The 21900-nt window shown below is 64.0% G+C and carries 1 protein-coding gene; it reads left to right on the top strand.

Annotation, left to right across the window (positions count from 1 at the left end; translation table 11 throughout):
- The first annotated feature begins 57 nt into the window (after positions 1 to 57).
- On the top strand, positions 58 to 21789 hold the full coding sequence (locus tag RC54_RS16140) for a cell wall anchor protein (RefSeq protein ID WP_244216358.1): 21732 nt from the start codon (positions 58 to 60) through the stop codon (positions 21787 to 21789).
- The last annotated feature ends 111 nt before the right edge of the window (positions 21790 to 21900 follow it).

Here is a 21900-nt window from a genome sequence, read left to right as displayed (position 1 = left end):
ATCTGACGTAAAGACCAGCCACACCAAATACACAATAAATAAGAGAGGGAACCCACCATGACTACCACTGTCCTCAAGCTATCTGAAGTCACCGCCTATCTGAAGAAGTTTTCGATCCGTTCCATCAAGGATGTACGCGCACTGGATGTGGATCTGCTGGTCGTCTTTGCCAGCGGTGAACGCATCATCATCAGCGGCGGCGCCATGCAGGCCTTGAGTGCCCCCGAGACCCTGCTGCACTTCGCCGACGGGCAATTGCAGTTGGGGCGGATGTTCCAGCAGATCGACCAGATCAACGTTTCCGCCGAAGCGAACCTGACGGTCAGTTCCAAGGAAATCACCCGCTACAACCAGAACAACGTCAAGACCGACAAGGCCAAGACGCAAGAGGACGAAGCCGACAAGCCCATCATCGTCGAGCATGGAGAAAAGACCCCGCAGGCAGCGGTGGCTACCAGCGGTGTGGCTGGTAATACGTCGACCCCTGAATTCACGCCCGTGAAGTCCCCCGACAACCAGCAGCAACTGGCCGAGGTTGAGATCAACTCCCAGCATGAAAAGAACTGGGGCGTGCAGTGGCCCATCGCCGCTGGCGCCTTGGCCTTGCTGGCGGCAGCCGGCGGTGGGGGAGGCGGTGGAGCGGCGGCGGCCGGCAGTACGGGGGGCAATACCAGTCACGCCGGTAATGCCGCCAGTGGTGCCGGTGCCAGTGCAGGCGGTGCTGTCGAGGGTACCGTGGCCGGCGCTGGCATCTCCAACCAGCCGGAAGTCAAGGCCACGATCTCGGGTGCCGCCATGCTGGGCCCGCTCAACAATGCGACTGCTATCGCCTACGACAACCAGGGCCATGTCCTGAGCACGGCGGCGCAGGTGATCGATGGTCGCTATTCGCTGGTGCTCAATGATCCGGCCTATCGCGGCACCATCCTCATTGTCATTCGCGACAATACGCCCGGCCTGCCCGATAACTACGCCGATGAAGCCACGCTCAAGCTCACCGACCTGGGCAGTACGCCCTTGCGCGCGCTGGCCACGGCCACCGGTGCCAACCAGATCGTCAACGTCACCGCTCTGACCGAACTGGCTGTGCTCAAGGCCGGGCTGGACGTGGGTTCGATCAACCCCTCCGAAGCCACGGACCTGAGCGCCGAGCGCATCGCCGCCATCAACAATGCGGTGGGTGGCTTCTTCAAGGTCGATGTCGTCGGCGGCGAGGTGACGCCGACGGTAACCCAGAACGCCAATGGCCAGGTCATCGCCAACCCCGGCTTCAACCCCGGCATCAGTGGCGAAGCCTATAACTACGGTGCTGCGCTCAAGGCCATCTCCAACCTGGTGCAGCTCGATGGCAAGGCCTATTCCAGCCAGATCGATGCCATCCAGAAGCTGGCCAAGACCCTGCAATTCGTGGACGACAGCAATACCGCGCTGAAGTGGGCCACCAATGCGCGCGGCCAGTCGCTGGCCTCTTCCAACCTGTTGCAGTCGCATCTGTTTAGCGAACCGCTGCTCAAGATCATCAACAATCCAGACAGCAGCGCCGATGCCGTGGCCACAGCACAGGGCCGTTACGACAATCTGCAAAAGTTGCCTGGTGGTGCCACCATCGCCACCTACCTGCAAGAGAACCACGTGGCCATTGCCGAACCGACGCTGCTCATCAAGCAGGCCGTGATGAGCAACCCGGAGCTGTGGCAGAGCGCGCCCTTGAACAACACCCTGCAATTGGATCAGGGCGATTTCCTGGAAGGGGGGCTGAGCGTGAAGACGCCGCCCTATGCGACCGTGAACGTGGTGCTCGATGGCAAGGACACGCTGGGCCGCGACCTGCGCATCAGCCTGCCGGCTGCGCGCTCCGATGACGCCGGCCAGGCCGTGCTGGTGTCGGACGACGATACCACCCAGCAGTTGCTGCAATTGGATCACTCCCAGCCCATCATTGCCGAGATCACCGTCTCCGATGGCTACAACAACCGCACCAACTACACGGTGTGGAAGAACAATGACGTGCGCGTGGACCTGACCACGCCGGCCGGCATGACCGATTTCGCCCAGTCGGCTCCCGCTTTGGTCAGTGACAGCAGCTACAGTGGCCGTGCTGGCGACGACCCCAATCATGTGCCCGCTGCGCAGGGCGACAGCGACAAGATCACCCAGGACGGCAGCCTGCGCGTGCGGCTCACCAAGGCCCTGGTCAATGATGAACGCCTGCAGTTTGCCGTGGCCACCGCTCTGGATAGCAATGGTCATCCTCTCTTCGGTCTGTGGAAGGAGGCCGGCAAGCTGGTCCAGTCCTCCACCAATGCTCGCGGTGAGGTCGACTACATTGCCAGCGACGTGGTGCAGGCCAATGGCAGCAACTGGGTCAGGGCGCGTGTGGTGCTGGTGGGGAGTTCCTACACCGGCGGCTATGGCAACGCCAATACGGCTGCCGACACCTTGCAGTTCACCCTGGACACGGTCGCGCCGCCGCAATCGAGCCTGCAGTTCGAGTTCAACAAGGACGATGGCTTGAGCACCAGCGACGGCGTGAGCAGCCAGCGCGGCGCGCAACTGCTGCCGCAGGGAGCGCTCGAGTCGGGGGCGCAATTGCACTTCCGGCTGGTCGCCGGCAATGGCACCGATGCCCGCACCCTGCAATTGCAACTGGCCGGCGGCACCACCCAGCAGGTCACGCCGGGGAACTGGTACACGCTCGGGGCAGGGGACCGCCTGCTGCTCAACGGCGACACCCTCACCGGCAATGGCAAGGCGCAATTGAACCTGCGCCAGATCGACGTCGCCGGTAACTTCAGCGAGAACACCCAGCGTTTCGTGGTCGATAGCACCGGGCTGATCCAGCATACGGTGCAGCTGGCCAATAGTGAGAAAGCCGTCAACGAAGCGCAGGCTGCAGTCAATGCTGCGCAAGCCGCGTTCGATGCGGCCGACGCCTCTACCCGGTCGGCCAAGCAGGCCAACCTGGCCGCAGCGCAAACGGCGCTGGCGCGTGCGCAAAGCGCTGAAGAAAACGCCATGACCCAGGCGCGTGCCGCCCTGGTCAATGCCGATGGCAGCACGCGCCTGGACGGCATCATGGCCACACCGGTGGACAAGGACTACGTGCCGGCCATCATCAATGCCGTGGCCGCCACCGCCGACGCCGACAAGGTCAGCGACGCCGTCTCGCTCAAAGCCCTGGTGAGCGCGGCCATCCACGCCGCTGATGTGGCCGTGGCCAAGGCCGCCGTGTATGGTGACGATCCTTCCTTCCCGGCTCCCACCCTGGCCGACTTCAAGGCCATGGGCGTGGTCGGCGTGACCAATGCCCAGCAACTGGCCAGCATCAACGATGCACTCAAGGCCTTGCCGCAGGCGGCGTCGAATTCGATCGGAGAAATCCAGGCCACCGTCAACGCTTATTACAAGGTGGTGGCGCTGGCTGATGGCAAGGCCGGTAACAGTGACCTATCAGCCTACCCGAGCGCGGCCGACTATGCGGCGCTGGGCGTGACGCCCGCGCTGTCGAGCGTGGGCGCACGCCTGTTGAGTGGTGCCATCGACGGCAAGAGCGCTGCTGATGTGTCTACCGTGGCGCGCATCAATGAACTGGCCCATGCTGCCCAGCGCCTGGCCGAACAGGTGGCGCTACCGGCTGGGCAGATCCTGCCGGTGCCGCTGACGGCGGCTGACTTCGCGCGCCTGGGCGTGACCGGTACCAGCGATGACAACGTCGCCGAGGTGGCCGCCAGCCTCAATAGCGTGCCGCAGGAGTTGCGTGACAACGGTAGCGTGGTGGGTGACATCGATACCCTGGCCGAGGTGCAGGCACTGGTCTCCAGCAAGATCGGCTCGCTGCAGACCATCCTCAATTACGCCAAGGATCTGACCCCCATCAACCCGCTACGGCCCACCCAAACCGAACCGCTCTTGGCCGATTACCAGAGTTCCCTGCTCACCGCCAATGCCGCCACTCAGGTGACCGCGGCCAACCTGTCCAGCATCAACAGTGCCGTTAAGGCGGTCGGGGTGGATGCCATCTCTTCGTGGAAGAAGCTGGGTGCGCTGGTACAGTCCTACAATCTGGTGCTGGCTGCCGCCGATGGCGTGCCTGGCAATGCCCTGCAATTGCCCAGTGCCGACGACTATGCGCGCATCGGCGTGCAGGCGCTGCAGACCCTGTTCCCGGCTGCTGGCGCTGTGCGCAACAATGCGTTGAGCCTGTTGAACCAGGTGCTCGATGCCGTGCCGCGTAGCGAGGTCGATACCGTTGCCAAGCTGCAGTCGCTGGCCAGCGTAGCCGCGCGTGTGATCGCCCTGGGTGCCGGCCAGAGCGTGGTGCTGGGCGCCGATGAACTGAACCAGTTGCATCTGCCCGCGCCGATCACGGCCGCGCAATTGCCGGTGGTGCTCTCGGGCATCGCCGGCACCGCCGATAATGGTGCCGACCTGCGCTCACCGGCCATGGTGGCCGACGTTGCGGCGCGGGCGCTGGCCGCCTCCGCCAAGATCGTCGCCTATGCCGATGATGTGGCGCGGCCAGCGCCTGTGATGGTCGACTATCACGCCCTGGGCATCAAGGGGGTGGAGGACGACCTGCACCAGAATGCCCTCAATTCCTCGCTGGCGACCCCGACCGTGGATGGCAAGCGGGTGGCCGTGCCGTCGCAATTGCAGGAGATCGCCGACGCCTATGGCCGCATTCTCGGCCAAGCGGGTGACGTAGCGGGCTTGCGTACCGATCCGGGGCTGAAGGATTTTGCCCTGATCGGCGCGACCGCGCCGCGCGATGACAACGCCAAGACCCTGATCAATTCCGCACTGGTCGGCAAGACCCCGCGCGAGCTGCTCAGCGTCAGTACCGTGAGCCAACTGGTGGGGGCGGCCAATGCGATCGAAGCCCTGGCCGCCGGTGACGATAGCGCACTTGCCGGCAGCACGCCGTCCGACCAGGCCGCCGATCTGAGGGCCAAGCTGGATGTGCTGGGCGTGGTCAACTTGAATGAGGCCTTACAGGCCTCGGTGACTCAGGCCATCATCGCCAGCCCTGACGATGGTAGCGCCATCAATACCCTGGCCAAGTTGCAGGCGCTGGTGGATGGTGCCATCCAGGCGCAACTGAAAATCAACGCCTACGCCGACGATGCCAGCCGCGCCGTTCCGACCGTCGCGGACTATGCCGCCATCGGCGTGACTGGTGTGACTGTCGACCATCTCGATGCCATCAATTCTGCATTGGCCAGCGCGCCGGTGGGCTCTGCCCAGACCGGTACGCCGGCCCTGGTGCAGGGCATCGTCGATGCCTATGTTCGCATCCTGGCCGCCGCCGATGGGGTGGCCGCCAATGCGGCACACCGGCCGCAACCATTGGATTACCAGCGGGTCGGTTTGCCGGCCGACCTGGTCGCAGCCTTGCAACCGGGGGCCGATGGCGTGGCCTCACCCTTGCTGGGGGTGCTCGACACCCTGGTCGATATCGCCCACCCGGCCAGCGTCAATACGCTGCCGGCGCTTTCGCGCCTGGCCGCTACCGTGCAACACCTGGTGGCCCAAGCCAATGGGGCCATCACCGATGCGTTGGTGACCCAGGCCGAACTGGCCAGTGCCGGTATTACCGGCCTGGACGCCCATACCTTCCCGGCCGTCTTGGCCGCCATTGCCGCCAGCGCCGATGATGGCAGCGGCATCATCGGCACGCTGCCTGCCGGTGGGCTCAAGTTGCAAGCCCTGGCCGACAATGCCAACCGCTCGCAGTTGAAGATCGAAGCCTATGCCGACGGCGTGGCCAAGGCCGCCGTACCGACCTTGCTCGACTTCAAGAGCGTGGGCCTGGACATCGCCGCACGCATGACGCACGTCACGCCGGAGCTGGCCTTGAAGGCCGTCAATTCCGTGTTGCAAACGGTCAGTATCGGTGCGGCCCAAGTGAACCCGCCTTCCAAGTTGGCGGCCATTGCCGATGCCTATGACCTGGTATTGGCCGCCGCCGATGGCGCAGCCCCGGTCGATGGTTCTGCCAGCCCCCAGGCCCAGGCCATCAGCGCCGATGTGTTCGGTAAGCTGGGCGTGACCGGCTTGGTCGCAACCGATCCAGCCATGCAGGCACTGTTGGTGACCAACATGCAAAGCGTGCTGGACGCCATGAAACCGGCTGCCGCCGCCGATGTAGCCAATTTGCAGGCCAGCGTGGACGTGCTGGTCAAGATCAGTCACCTGGCCGATGGCGTGGCCGGCAATGCCGCTGCGGTGGATCAGTTCAGCAATGCGCTGGTCGCCTTGCAGGCGGCGGGGGTGAGTATCACCGATGCCACCGTCGCCACCGCGGCGGCCAATGCCATCGATGCTGCCGACTATGCCAAGCTGGCCAGCCCGGCCAAGCTGCAGGCGCTGGTCGATGGCTATGCCCGCATCCTGGCCGAGGCCAACGAAGCCGAACCGGCCAGTGGCGCTGCGTATGGCAATCAAGACAAGGTCGCCGATGCCACCCCCGGCAGCGATCCCTCGCTGCTCGACTTCGCCGCCATCGGTGCCCGTCTGCCGGGTCTGACGGTCAACCCCGGCAGCGCTGCCGAACAGGATGTGGGCCTGAAGCTCACCGATGATGTATTGAAGCGCAAGGCGCGTTCCCAGGTCGATACCGTGGCCGAGATCGAGCAGATCGGCCAGGCCGTGGAGCAACTGCTGCACCTGGCCGCACAGCCTGCCGGCACAGCCTTGCCGGCCCTGAGCAATGACGACCGCCTGCGCTGGGATGCCAGCTTCCGGGCCTTGGGTGTCAGTGGTGTGGATACCAGTGCTGACGGCAACCTGGAACAGGTGCTCACCCGCATCACCGGGGTGGGCATGGCCAGCCTCAATGCAGTAGCCCCGATCCAGACCCTGGTCAACAGCGTCAATGAAGCCTTGATGGTCATCATCAACTACGCCGAGGACAGCGACAAGAACCCGGCGCCCACCGTGACCAACTACCACGACGTGGGTGTGGACCGCGGTACCGCAGCGGCCGCTGTGAATGCCGGCAACCTGGACAGCATCAATGCTGCCGTGGCCCGTCTGGAGCGTAGCGACGTCGATAGCCGCCCCAAGCTCAAAGCGCTCATCAATGCCTACAACGCCATCCTCTCTGCGGCCGATGGCAAGAGCGGCGATACCTCCGGTACCGGCCTGTTGCCGGAGCAGTACCTGGCCATCGGTGTGCCGCTCTCCAGCTCGTTGATCGGCATGGGCAAGCTGGTGAACCCGGTGGGTGGTACCAAATCCCTGGACCAGGTGGACATCGACAAGCTGGCCCTGTTCAACAGCGTGGTGGGGGCCCAAGGGCGCGACGGCGTGGCCACTCCCGACAAGCTGACTGCCCTGGCCGCCACGGCGGCGGACCTGATCCGCACCGCCCGCGAGAGCAAGGACGATCCGGTGGTCGGTGGTAGCACCACCACCCTGAGCGTCAAGAGCCTGCAAGCCCTGCGCCTGGATGCCATCACCGGCAATGCGGTGCAGGCGGCCTTCCTGGATGCGGTGCGGGTCAAGGGTAATAGCATCGACCCTGCCACCAGCCAGCCGACTTCGGCTGACACTCCTGCCACCCATGATGTAAGCGGGGTACGCAGCATCGAGCAATTGACTCCTATTGCCAACAGCTATGCCAAGGTGCTGGCCTATGTCAATGGTGGCGGCAATGTCGCCGATGCGCCCACCATCGCCGACTACCAGAACATCGGCGTGGCCTTGCCGCATACCGTGGCGGCTACTTCGGGCAGTGCCATGAAGCTGTTCAACAGCGTCGTCCATGCTCAGGACAACACTGCCAAGGTCGATAGCGTGGCCGAGCTCAACCGGCTGGCACTGACCGTGGACCAGATCATGCAGGTGACCGCGGTAGCCCCCCTGGCGGACCGCTATCCGGTGCAATATCCGCCGGTCAGCAGTACCCTCAAGCCGGCCGATCTGAGTGCGCTGGGCCTGACCGGGGTGGACAGCAACAGTTTGGCCTGCTTGCTCAACAAGTTGCAGACCACCGCCGATGACGGCAGCGGCGCGCTCACGGTGGCCGCGCTGCAAGGCATGATGGATGCGGCCATCGCGGCCGAGCGCAAGATTACGCAATTCGCGCGCGATGACGTGGGCGATGCTCCCACCGTGGCCGATTTCGATGCCCTGGGCCTGCAACTGCCGGTCGATGGTAGTCGCAGCAGCGCGCCATATCTGAACGCGATCAACGATGCCTTGAAGTCGTCCAGTATTTCGGCGGCCCAGGTGCAGACACCGGACCAGTTGCAGGGCTTGATCATTGCCGCCCAGCACGTGGTCGATGCCGCCAACGGCATTGCTGGCGATGCCTCGCCCAAGCCCACGGCAGCCGATTTCCTGGCACTGGGCCTGGCCAAGAGCAAGCTCGACGATGCTGGTGCGACCGGTGTGGCCATGCTGGCCGATACGGTGGACGCCAATACCCTGCATAGCCTGAGCACCGACGAATCCGGCCACCCCATCGCCTTGCCCGACAAGCTGGCACAACTGCTGGACCTGATCCAGGCGCTCATGGTCACGGCCGCAGGCGGCGTGGCCAATCCGCCGCTGGACGCCGCCCAATTGGGCCGGCTGGGCGTGAGCTTTACCAGCGTGGCGCACAATGCTGATGGCAGTGCGCAGAACTGGTCGGCCATCCTGGCCGCCATTGCCGGTAGCAAGAAGGATGGCTCCGAGGTCAACACCCTGACCAAATTGCAAGCCCTGGTCAATCGTGCCGATGCGGCGCAGACCAAGATCCGCTTGTACGCCGACGATGCCGTCTCGGCCACCGAGGCGGCCACCATGCCCTCGGTAGAGGATTACCGCAACATCGGTCTGGTCAATCCGGTGGCCGATGCCTCGGGCGTGCGCCCCTCTCTGGTCACCACCGACAACCTGGTGGCCATCAATGCCGCCCTGCGGACTTCCACCATCAATGCCGCCCAAGCAGACACGCCGGCCCATGTGAAGCAAGTGGTCGATGCCTACCTGGCCATCCTCAGTCGTGCCAACGGTGCCTTGCCCGATGCTGGCTCGGCATTGAGCGCTGCGCAATTCAAAGCCATCGGTGCGACCGTCGACGGGGTGACCAATCCCACCGGCAAGGCCACCGATGCGACCGCGTTGAGCCTGCTGGATGGCGTCATCGGTGGCAAGCTGCCCGAGGCCGTCAATACCCCGGCCAAGATCAATGCCTTGGGTGTGCTGGTCAACAAGGTACTGGCACAGGCCCAGGCCAGCGATGACACGCCGCGCCTGACTGCCGCCGAGCTGGACCAACTGGGCCTGAGCGCTGCCGACGGCACGCTCTTGAGCGCGCAGAAACCAGCTGCCGTGGCCGCTGCTCTGTATGCCATCCGCGCTGGCGCCGACAATGGCAGCGACGTCAATAGCCTGAGCAAGCTGCAGAACGTGGTGTCCAAGGCAGTCACGGCCTATCAGAAGATCCAGGTCTATGCCGACCTGACTGCGGTGCCAGGTGGCTTCCCGGAAGATGCTGGTCGTCCTGGCGTTGACGATTTCAAGGCCATGGGCCTGAAGGTGAGCGCCAGCGTCGAGGCCGACAAGGCTATCGGTGCTTCGGCCACCTTGCTGACGGCGGCTTTCGGCGCGGCCCAGATCGATACCCCGGCCAAGCTGCAAGCCATCCTCGACAACTGGGACAAGCTCTTTACCCTGGTCAACGGCAAAGCCGATACCCCGGCCTTGACCGATACCACCCGTGCCGCCTTCAGCGCGCTGTTGAGCGGGGTAGGGGTGACAGTCGATGCCACCACTCGTCCGGCTGCGCTGGACTTGTTGCGGACCGCGCTGGACGAGCAGTCCAGCAAGACCATCATGGATACGCCGGCCAAGCTGGAGAGCTTGCTGGCGACCGCCCAGGGCTTGCTGGCGCTGGCCGGTAACGCCCAAGTCTTCGCTGCGGAACGTCTGCCCACCAGCTTGGCGGCAGCCGACCTGATCGCGCTGGGTGTAGCACCTGCGGCCACCTCGGACGCGGCCGCAGCCGCCGTCTTGAGTGCGGTCGCGGCGCACGCCGCCAGTGCCGTGGACAGCCTGGCAGAAGTGCAGACCGTGGCCAACCTGGCCATCAAGGCTCAGGCCAAGATCAGTGCCTATGCCGACGACGCCGCTCAACCTGCGCCTGCGATCCTTGATTATCTGGCCGTGGGTCTGGCCAAGAGAGACGGCACCGCGCTGGTGGGCAGCGACAACTTGGGCGCGATCAATACTACCCTGGCTAGCACTGCCATTACCGGGGCACTGGCAGCCGATCCGGCCAAGCTCAAAGGCATCGTCGATGCCTATACCCACATCGTCGCGGCGACCGCGACCGGTGCTGCTGCACCGACCCTGGACGACTATGCGAGCGTCGGTCTCTCTGGTCTGAATCTTCAGAACAAGGGCTTGCTGGATGGTGCATTGCCGCGTCTGGGCGTTGACAAGGTGAAGGATCATTCACAGCTGCAAAAAGCCGGCGAGGCCGCGGTCAAGATCGCCGCGCTGGCCGATGGCAGCGCCAATACGGCAGCCAATGGGTTGCCGCTGGCGACCGACTATGCGGCGCTGGGCCTGGCCATGGGCAACGCCAGCGCTGCCAGCGATGCCGATGGCTCCGGTGCAGCGCTGCTGGGCAGTGTCATCGATGCCATGCCGCTGACCAGCGTCAATACGCTGGACAAGCTGCAGGCCTTGATGGACGCCGTCAACAAGCTCATGGACAGCGCCGCCCGCCTGCCGGCGGCAGCCACCCCTACGGTAGCCGACCTCAAGCTGCTGGGCATCGATATCAGCAGCAAGAGCGCGGCCCAGCAGGGCGCGATCCTGGCTGCCATTGGCACCAGCGGTACTGACGGCAGCCAGATCAAGTCGCTGGCAGCACTTACGACACTGGTCCAGAAGGCCATGGATGCCTTGGCCAAGATCAGCGCCTACGCCCAGGACAATACCGGTGCCTCGCTGGGCGTGCCGACCGTCGACGATTACATGGCCATGGGCGTCTATGGCGTGACCAGCACCAGCGTGGCTTCCATCAATGCGGCATTGGCCACTACCTTGGTCGATGGCGCCCACGCCAATACCCAGCCCCTGGTGCAGGGCATTGCCAGCGCCTACCTCAAGATCCTGGCCGCCGCCGACGGCAGCCGCGCCAAGCCCGATCCGATCGGCTCGGCGACCGTCCCCACCGAGGCCGAGCTGGAAAGCCTGGGCGTGGGCGTGACGGCTGCCACCAACAGCCATCGCATCAGCCTGCTGGCCACCGCCCTGGATGCCTTGAGCCGCGACAAGGTCGATACGCCCGCGCGCATCGACCTCATCAATGCCTCGGCCGGCAAGATGATTGCCGCCGCTGGCAGCGCCGATGCGGCTGCCCTGTTGAGCATGAATGACTTCACCAACCTGGGCGTGCAGGGGGTGGATGTGGCTTTCCTTTCCAATGTGCAGGCCCTGGTGGCCAGTACCGATGTTAGCCGCATCGACAGCAGTACCCGCCTGCAAGTGCTGGTGGATGGCTTGCTGAAGGATCTGAAGATCATCCGCAACTACGCCGACAATGTGAACAATACCGATGCCTCCCTGGGTGCCGTCGGCACAGTATTGCCGCCTACCGTGGACAACTATGCCCGCGCGGGGGTGACTGGCGTGACTGTCGATACGCTGGGATGCATCAATGCCTCGGTCAAGACCCTGGCCAGCTCCAGCCTGGTGGACAGCAAGAGCAAGCTGCAGGCCATCGTAGATGCCTACCAGCACGTGCTGCAGGCCGCCGATGGCGTAGCCGGCAATCTGGCGCGCCCCATCACCCGGGACGAACTGATCCGCATCGGTGTGCCTGCGGCCAAGCTGCCCGACCCCTCGGCCAGCGGCCTGTCGGCGGCCGATGTCGCCCTGGCGCGCGGCACCATCGGCCTGCTGGTGACAGCCCTTGACGCCCAGCCGTCCGACAAGAGCACGGTATCGACCCCGGCCAAGATCGCCGACTTGGCCGAGACTGCTGGCCGCGTCGCCGCCTATGCCGCCGGCACCGCTACCTCGACCACGCCCTTGACCAACGACTTCGTGGCGCTGGGCGTGAAGAATCTGGTGGCCCAGGTCGATGGCAATACGCCCTCGACCGTGGGGCTGATCAATAGCGGTCTCAAGGCCCTCGGCACCGATGCCCTGGCGGCATTGAGCCTGTCGCAGGTCCAGATCATGGCGACGGCCGCAGCCAAGCTGCGCAATCTGGCCTCGGCCAGCAGCATCATGGCCGACGCCAAGCGTCCGGCCGCCGATGCGGTCAATCCCGATGGTACGCCCCAGGCCGGCGCGCCCCTGACCTATGACGAATTCCATGCGCTGGGCATGGCCTTCAACAATGCGCCGGCCAACCTCAAGTTGCTCAACGAGGTCTTCAATGCCCGGCCCAATTTTGCGTCCGTCTCCGATCTGGGCAAGATCAATGCGCTGAACCTGGTCGATATCGTCAACCGCGTGATGCGTCAGGCCGATGCCGATGTGAAGCCGGATGACGCACCGGCTGGCATCACCGTGGCCGAACTGACCACGCTGGGCCTGTCCAGCACTGGCGCCACGCCGGACGTGAATGCGGCCTCGCTGTCGGCCTTCATGGCCGCGCTCAAATCGCGCGCGCCGGCCGATGTCGATACCCTGGCCGAACTGAAGTCGGTAGCCTCGGCGGCCCGTGCTGCCCAGGCCAAGATCATGAGTTATGCCGAGCGCCAGAGTTCGGGCGCGGTCGCGCAGGCCGGGTCCGATACGGTCACTCCGGTGGCAAAAGACTTCAGCGACATGGGCGTGAGCGGCGTCGGCAAGTACGGCACCGGCACTCCTGATCGTCCGGATGCCATGCCCGAGGGCTTGTTCGCGGTACTCTCGGCGCTGGCCTCCAGCGCCGTCAACGGCACTCGCGCCGCCACGGCAGAACTGGTGCAGGGCATTGTCGAGAGTGCCAACAAGCTGCTGGGACTGGCCGATGGTGTAGCCAACACGCCGGCCGCTACCCCCACACTGGAGGACTATCGCCTGCTGGGCGCCGACCTGTCCGGCCTGGGCCGCACCAGCGTCAAGAGCGACTACCTGTCGCTGCTCAATTCGGTGATCGACCGTCTCGCGGCCGACAAGATCGATACCCCCGCCGAGGTGCTGGCCCTGGCCAATACCGTCACTCGCGTGCTCGACAGCGCCGCCGGTGTGGGTGGTACTGCCCCGGTTCGTGCTGACCTGGAGCAACTGGGCGTCTCCGGTCTCAGTGACCGCGACATGCCCGCAGTATTGGCCAAGTTGCAACAGGTGCCGGCGGACAAGCTTTCCACCATCAATACTTTGCCGGGCCTGCAAAGCCTGGTGGACAAGGCTGTCGCAGCGCAAGACAAGATCCGCGACTACGCCGGCGACAACACCAAGCCCTTGCCGATCGCGCAGGATTACGCCGACATGGGCGTGCTCTTGCCGACCGCGCCCAAGGCGGTGGCCGATAGCATCCTGAGCGCCACCAACAAGGCGCTCGCATCCGGCCCGGTTGGTGCCGATCAGGCCAGCACGCCCGAGCTGGTGCAAGGCATCGTCAACAGCTATGCCAAGCTGTTGACCCTGGCCGATGGCAGCATCAGCACCGCTGCGGTCGATCTGCCGGTGGCACAGGATTACGTCCGCGTGGGCCTGGACAAGACCCTGACCGACAAGCTGGCCACGCCATCCAACCTGCTGCTGCTGAACCAACTGGTCGATGGCGCCGCCAATACGGCGGCCGTGGACAGCCCCGCCAGCCTGAGCGCCCTGGCCACCATCGCCAACAAGGTGCTCAACATCGCAGCGCAGCAGACCGGCGATGTGGTCTCGCCGGCGGATGCCTTGAGCGCAGCCGAGTTCAAGACACTGGGCCTCAATGGTCTGTCGACCGTAGAGAGCGATGCCGTGGTCGCGGCCCTGCAATCGCGCGCCGTGGCCGATGTCGATACCGTGGCCGAGATTCAGGACGTGGCCAAGGCCGCGCGCACGGCCATCAATCGTATCGTCACTTATGCCGACAGCAACAGCGGCGACGCGCCCACTGTGGCCGATTTCCAGGCCCTGGGCGTGATCGGGGTGAGCGAGGTCGGCCCCAGCGCCAACAAGGACGACATCCTGGCCGCTCTGGCGACAACCGGCGTCGATGGCACGGACGTCAGTTCGGTGGCAGGCATCCAGGCGCTGGTCAACAGCTATGTGCGCTTGCTCACGCAAGCCGATGGCGTGCCCAGCAACACTACGGATGCCAACCTGGCCAAGCAGGCGGATTTCGACCGCATCGGTGTAGATATCTCCGGCATTCTGGCGCTGGACAGCGGCGCTGCGGGTGCCAGCGTCAACATCCTGCAGTTGCTCAGTTCCATCGTGGATAGCCGTACCACAGCCGAGGTTAATACTCCGGCCAAGATCGCCGCGCTGGCCGAGCTGGCCAGCAAGGTGGGACTGGCCGTGCAGGGTGACAGCAGCAAGCCCCTGAAGGCAGAGGACTTCGCGACCCTGAAGATTTCCGGTGTCAATGCCGGCAATCTGGCCAAGGTACAGGCGCAACTGGCCAAGCAGGCCGATGACGGCAGCACCGTCAACACCTGGGCCAAGCTGGCTGATGCGGTCTTTACCGTGACCAACGTGCCAGCCATGAATACGGTGGCCGGTGACGATATCATCAACCTGTCCGAGCGCTCTGCTGGCGTCACCCTGACCGGCACGGCCGGCAAGGATGATACGGTCACGCTGTTCTATCCGGACGGTAGCGTCATCAAGAGCGGCATCGTCACGCGTGACTCCGGTACCGGCACCAGTGTCTGGAACTGGAGCTATACGCTCACCGACGCCGACTGGCTGGCCTTGGGTGCCAATGGCGCCAATGGTGTGGACAAGGTGATCGGCATCCAGTCGCACAACACTGTCAAGGGCATCGATTCGATCAAGGTCATGCATACGGTCACCATTGATACCGTCGTGCCTGTCTTCGGTGCGCCCATTGCGCTCTCGCGTGATACCGGCACGGCCGGGGATGGCATCACCAGTGATGGCAAGGTGCTGGTGTCAGGCCTGGAGGCCGGTGCTAGCTGGGTCTACAAGGTCGATAGCGGCGACTACCAGCCGGGCAGCAGTGGCAGCTTCACCCTCACCGGCGAAGGCAGTCACGCCATCAAGGTGCGTCAGACCGACAGAGCTGGCAACAACAGCGCTGAACAGAGCTTGTCCATGACCCTGGATACGGTGGTTCCGGCCAAGTTGAGTGCCACGCTCGCAAGCGACACCGGCAGCGGCAGCAGTGATGGCCTGACCTCGGATGGCACGCTCAACATCGGTGGCCTGGAGAGTACCGCGACCTGGCAATACAGCCTGGACAACGGTATTACCTGGAGCGCTGGCAGCGCTGCCAGCGTCAAGATCAAGGGGGCCGTCGCTGGCGCCGGCAATGTCGATGGCATCAAGAATGTCGTGGTGCGTCAGACCGACGTGGCCGGCAATGTCGGTGCCACCAGCGATGTGGTCAGCTTTACGCTGGATACCACCTTGCCGGCCAAGCCCACGCTTGGCCTGGCCAAGGACAGTGGCAATGGCTCGGACCGCATCACCAATGAAGGGACGGTCAACGTGAGCAAACTGGAGGCCGGTGCCAGCTGGCAGTACAGCGTAGACAACGGTGTGACCTGGAGCTATGGCACTGCCAACAGCTTCAGCTTCACCGCCGCCGCCGGGGGGGCGGGGGGCAGCGACGGAGCCAAGAACCTGCTGGTGCGTCAGACCGATGCCGCCGGCAATACCAGCCTCAACAGCGACAAGTTCAGCTTCACGCTGGATACGTCCTTGCCGGCTCCGCCGAACCTGTCCCTGGCCAGCGACAGCGGGGTTCGGGATGACAAGATCACCAATGACGCCATTTTCAACATCAATGGGTTGGAAAGCGGTGCGGCCTGGCAATACAGCCTCGACAGCGGTGCCACCTGGACCAATGGTTCTGGCGGCAGCGTCAGGCTGCGCGGTTTGGCCGATGGTAGCAAGACCATCATCGCGCGGCAGATCGACGTGGCCAGCAACATCGGCAACAGCAGTGACACGGTGAGCTTCACGCTCGATACCACCGCGCCCGTCAAGCCAACCCTGGCCCTGGCACGCGACAGCGGCAACTCGCCGACCGATCGCATCACCAATGATGGCACCCTCAATGTGGGTGCGCTGGAAGCGGGCGCCAGCTGGCAATACAGTCTGAATGCTGGCGCTACCTGGGCCGACGGCAGTGGTTCGAGCGTGCGTATCAAGGGCGCGGCCGATGGCAGCGGCAACACCGACGGCGTCAAGGCGGTCATCGTGCGCCAGACCGACGTGGCGGGTAACATCGGACCGAGCAGCGACAGCTTCAGCTTCACGCTGGATAGCACGCTGCCCAGTAAGCTTTCTCTGTCGCTGGCCCACGATACCGATGTCATCAACGACAAGATCACCAGCGATGGCACGGTCAACGTCACCGGGCTGGAAGCTGGCGCCACCTGGCAATACAGCGAGGATAATGGCGTGAACTGGTCACGCGGCAGCGGTTCGAGCTTCGTGCTGGCCGGTGACGGCGACAAGAGCGTGGTGGTGCGCCAGAGCGACGTGTCCGGCAACGTCGGGCCGAGCAGTGATCCCTTCACCTTTACGCTGGATGGCGGTCCCCCGGATCGTCCCACCATGGCACTGGCCACCGATAGCGGTAGTTCCAGCATCGACAAGCTTACCAACGATGGCACGGTCAATGTCAGCAAGCTGGAGGCTGGCGCCAACTGGAAATACAGCCTGGATGGCGGCACCACCTGGGTCAACGGCACAGGCAGCAGCTTCAAGCTCAAGGGCGCCGTCGATGGTGGGACCAACACCGATGGCCTGCGCAACGTGGTGGTACGCCAGACCGATGCGGCAGGCAATTCCAGTCCCAACAGCGACACGCTGAGCTTCACGCTGGACACCACGGCACCAGTCAAGCCCACCTTGTCCTTGCAGTCCGACAACGGCAGTTCGCCCACCGACAAGATCACCAATGACGGCACCGTCAAGGTCGATGGCCTGGAAGTCGGTGCCAGCTGGCAATACAGCACCGACAGCGGCGTCACCTGGAGCGCTGGCAGCGGCAGCAGTGTCAAGCTGAGCGGCAATGGCAGCAAGACGATCCAGGTGCGGCAGACCGATACGGCTGGCAATCTGGGCGCGGCCAGCGACAGCTTCAGCTTTACGCTGGACGCCACCGCGCCGGCCAGTCCCACCGCTTCGCTGGCCACCGACAGCGGTAGCTCGCCCAGCGACAAGACCACCAATGACGGCACGGTCAGCGTCACCGGTCTGGAAGGTGGCGCCAAGTGGCAGTACAGCACCGATAATGGGACTAACTGGGTTGATGGCAGCGATAGCAGCGTCAAGCTCAAGGGGGCCGCCGATGGCAGCGGCAATACCGATGGTGCCAAGAAGGTACTGGTGCGTCAGATCGACGTGGCCGGCAACACTGGCGCGGCCAGCGCAGCGCTGAGCTTCACGCTGGATACCACCGCGCCGGCCAAGATCAATGCGGCCCTGGCCAGGGATAGCGGTGCCTCGGGCGACAAGATCACCAACGACGGCACGGTCAATGTGAGTGGCCTGGAATCCGGCGCGAGCTGGCAATACAGCACCGACAATGGCAGTAACTGGACCAATGGCAGCGGCAGCAACATCAAGCTCAAGGGGGCTGTCGATGGCAACGGCAATACCGACGGCAGCAAGTCGGTGCAGGTGCGCCAACTCGACACGGCTGGCAATGCCGGCCCCAGCAGCGATGCCGTGTCGTTCACGCTCGATACCACCGTGCCGGCCAAGTTGGGCCTGGCGCTGGCAACCGACACGGGAACCGCTGGCGACAAGATCACCAGCGATGGCACTCTCAACATCACAGGGCTGGAAAGCGGCGCGACCTGGCAATACAGCACCGACGATGGCAGCAACTGGAGCAGTGGCACCGGCACCAGCGTCAAGCTCACTGGTGATGGCGTCAAGAAGGTCGTGGTGCGGCAGACCGATGTGGCCGGCAATAGCAGCGTCAAGAGCGATACCGTTGAGTTCACGCTCGATTCCAAGGCCGTTGCGCCGACCATCATCCTCAATTCGTCCGCCGGCACCACCGCGGGCGGTGCCAGCATCACCACCGCTGGCAGCTTCGTGTTGAGCGGAGTGGCGGAGAAGGGCGCGCAGGTCGCCGTCAAGCGCGGTGACGGTACTGCGCTGGGGACGGTCACCGCCTCAGCCACCGATGGTGCATGGTCGCTCAACCTGGCGGCTAGCCTGAAGATCAGCGGTCTGAAACAGACCGATGGCAGCGACAGCACCGCCAACGGCACCTACAGCCTGCTCTCGGCCAATGAGCAAGCGGCCCTGCTCAATGCCTTCAGCGGCGACTTCGTGGCCAGCGGCAAGGGCTTGCTGGACCTGTCCAAACCGGTCTATACCAGCGGTAGCGGCGCGGCGGCCTGGTATGTCTGGGCTGCGCAGGATGGCGGTTACGTCATCTCGCACAAGGCGGGCACCGATGAGTGGTACCGCGAAGCTGCGGACGGCGCAACGCTGGCGGGCCAACCGGAGAACGTGCACACCTGGAATGCCCTGGATATCAGCGCCGGCCTGGTGCAGGCCGAACTGCTGCAGAACGGTGACGTCAGCGACAACGAAGCGCCGCTGGCGGGCGTGAGTCTGGTCAGTACCCATGGTGCGCGCGACACTGCCTGGACCTATACGGCCGAGCAGACCGATGTGGCCGGAAACACCAGCTCCAAGGGTAGCCTCAGCGTGTTGGTCGATACTGCTACGCCGCCGCTGTTGGACATGGATGCGCTCACTGACGACCTCCAGTCCAGTGCACAGCGGCAAGCCTCGACCAGCGAATTGCGCTCGGGCACGGCCTTCGTCGCCAACGTGGTACCGCCTGCCAAGACCACGGCCTCGGCCATCGATGTAGTCTTCAGTGGCAGCGGTCTGGATCTGGTCAACGATCGCCTGTTGATGGATGCCTTGGTGGCACTGGATGCCAACCTGGCTCAGGTCAGCGGCAAGACCGTGGGTGGCGTGGCCGATGTCAGCTACGTCTATACCACGGCCACGCGTACGTTGAATATCACCAAGACCAAGGGCGGCGCCTTCACCGCTGCCGAGGTAGAGGCCCTGGTGGAAAACATCAAGCTGCAAAATCTGACGCCCACGTCAGGCAGCCGGGTGATCACCTTCACCTTGCGCGACGAAGCCGGGCTGGTCAGTCCCTCCATGCAGGCTACCCTCAGCGTGGGCAGCGACAGCCTGCTGCTGGACCTGGACCCGACCACCCCTGGAGTGCAGCTCGTGTCCAGCCAGAATGTCACCGATGCGACTCGTCTGGCCGCTGGTGTCGCCTTCGACACCAGCGTGGCTGTGCCGACCTCGACCCAGGTCACCGCAGTGAAGGTGGTGCTGGGTGGCGTGGCTCTGGATGTACTCAACGATCACCTGATCCTGGATACGGCGCTGGCCCTCAACACCGACCTGGCGATGGGGGCCGACAAGACGGTAGGCGGCGTGACCGGTCTGAGCTATGGCTATGACAGAGCCAGCCGCACGCTTACCCTGAGCAAGGCCGGGGGCGCAATCTGGAGCGGCAGCGAGATGCAATCGGTGCTCCAGGCCATCAAGCTGGGCGGCAGCAGTAGCCACGATGGTCTGCGCACGGCCAGCTTCAGCCTGGTCTCCAGCACCGGCGAAACCGGTAACGCATCGACGGCGGGTATTCTGTTCGATACCCATGCGCCCACGCTGGACGCCGATGCTACCTTGGTCGAGCTGCAAACGACTTCACGCAAGGTGCTCACGACAGCCAAGGCGGTGGCAGGCGAAGGGCTGTTCACCCACGACATTGCGGTCTGGCCGACCAAGGACATCAGCAGCATCGGCATCAAGCTGGATGGCCCGCAGTTGGACCTGGTCAAGGACAAGCTGGTACTGGACGCGCCGCTGTCCCTCAATGCCAGCATGGCCACCGTCAGCGGCAAGAGCATCGGTGGCGTCAGCGGCTTGAGCTATGGCTATGATGGCAGCACCCATGCGCTGACCATCAGCAAGAGCTCGGGTGCGGCCATGAGCGGACTGGATGCGCGCGCCATCCTGAAGGCCATCCAGTACCAGAATGCCACGCCGACTGCGGGCGACCGCAGCGCCACCATTACGCTCACCGATGTGGCTGGCAACAGCAGCAATACCGGCGTGAATTGGTCGGTGGACATGACGGTCCCGGGCAGCATCACCGGCACGCTGGTGAGCAACAAGCAGATCAGCTACAAGACCTTGACCCTTCCAGAAGAAATGGGCAGCACCAATAAGCACAATCTGCATTCGGGCGAGAGTGTCGATCTCACCAGCCTGCTACCGGCTGGGATGACGCCGACCAGTTTCCTCGCCTCGCTCAAGGGCTTGTACACCGAATGGGGCGGGGTGGCCATTACCAGCGATGCCAATACTACCTTCGAAAGGTACACCACTGTGTTCTCCTTCCCCAGCGGATTCGGATTGGCCACCCCGTTCAGCCTGGTGCACCAGGGCGGCGGTGCTGTCAAGGGCGAGAACTTCACGTTCACGTCCGCTGACGGCAAACAGCTCTTGCTCAATGCCATCAATGGTTTCTACATCCTCAATACCGACGTCTATGCCTTCAAGACGGCGACGGCGTCGCAGAACTATGACATCGGCAATGTCCGCCTGCTGTACCAGGTCACCACGGACAATCCCAACTCGCTGCCGACCATCAATGTCAGCTATGACGGCACCAAGGCCAGCGCTGGTGACGTGATTGGCCTCTACGAGGGCGACAAGCTGCTGGGCAGCCGCACATTGAGTGCGGCCGATGTCGGTAGCGCTGGGGCAACGCTGGATGTGACGGTCGCCAGCAGTCTGGCCGCTGGTGTCCACGTGATCACGCCCAAGTTCAGCGACCCGGCGGGTAACGTGGTGGTGGGCAATGACATTCGGGTCTCGCTGGTAAGCGGGGCGGTTGCTCCGGTGCTGAGCAATCTACGGGTCAATGGTGAAACTCCCGATACCCAGCCCATCAATGCCTCGGCGACCAAGTACGTCATGATCGCGGAAACGCCCACCAGCCCGGTGACCCTGCTTGGTCTAGACCAGAACCTGACCTTCTCCGGCAATGTCAGTGGCGCAGGTCCGGGCGACAGTTACCTGATCTCGGTAAGCATGGGCGGCAAGGTGATCCTGTTCAGTGAGGTGAAGGCAGGCGACTTCTCGCTGACTACCCCGGCCAACATCCTGGCACCGGGCATGTATCACGACCTGACCATCACAGCCACCAATACCAGCGCCGGGATCAACAACGGCCAGACCACCATCCTCCAGAACCAGACGTTGGGTTGGTACTGGGTGCCACAGAAGCTGGATAGCCTCAGCGGTGGTGCCGGTGACGACCAGATCCAGTTGGCCGTCACCACCGGTGGCGCCAATACCGTGGTGCAGACCGGCCAGGGCAAGGACACGCTGACGCTGGGCGGATTCGGCACCACCGATTCGTCCAGGCTGGTGGCGACGGTCTCCGACTTCACCTTGGGGCAGGACAAGGTGAAGGTATTCGGAAAAAGCGTGACCAAGGACAACCTTGATGCCTTCGTCACGGCCACCCCTTACAGCACAAGTTCGACCAAGCTGGTGGTGGACCTGGACGGGGCCGGGGCGGGGACGACGAGCTACACCCTGTACCTGCAGAACCTGGCCTATAACCCCGGCAACACCCATACGATCTTCGGTGTGTGATGGCTTGCACCTGAACCGAGATCGTTGACCTGCAAGCGTATCGCCCCAGTACGAGGCGATACCTCACCGCAAGCAAGCGGACGGGCCGGCAGGGTCTCGTCCGCAATTTTT

The sequence above is a fragment of the Herbaspirillum rubrisubalbicans genome (assembly GCF_003719195.1).
Classification (GTDB): Bacteria; Pseudomonadota; Gammaproteobacteria; order Burkholderiales; family Burkholderiaceae_D; genus Herbaspirillum; species Herbaspirillum rubrisubalbicans.
Note: the sequence above shows the minus strand (reverse complement) of the source record. Positions and strands in the feature narration are given on the sequence as shown.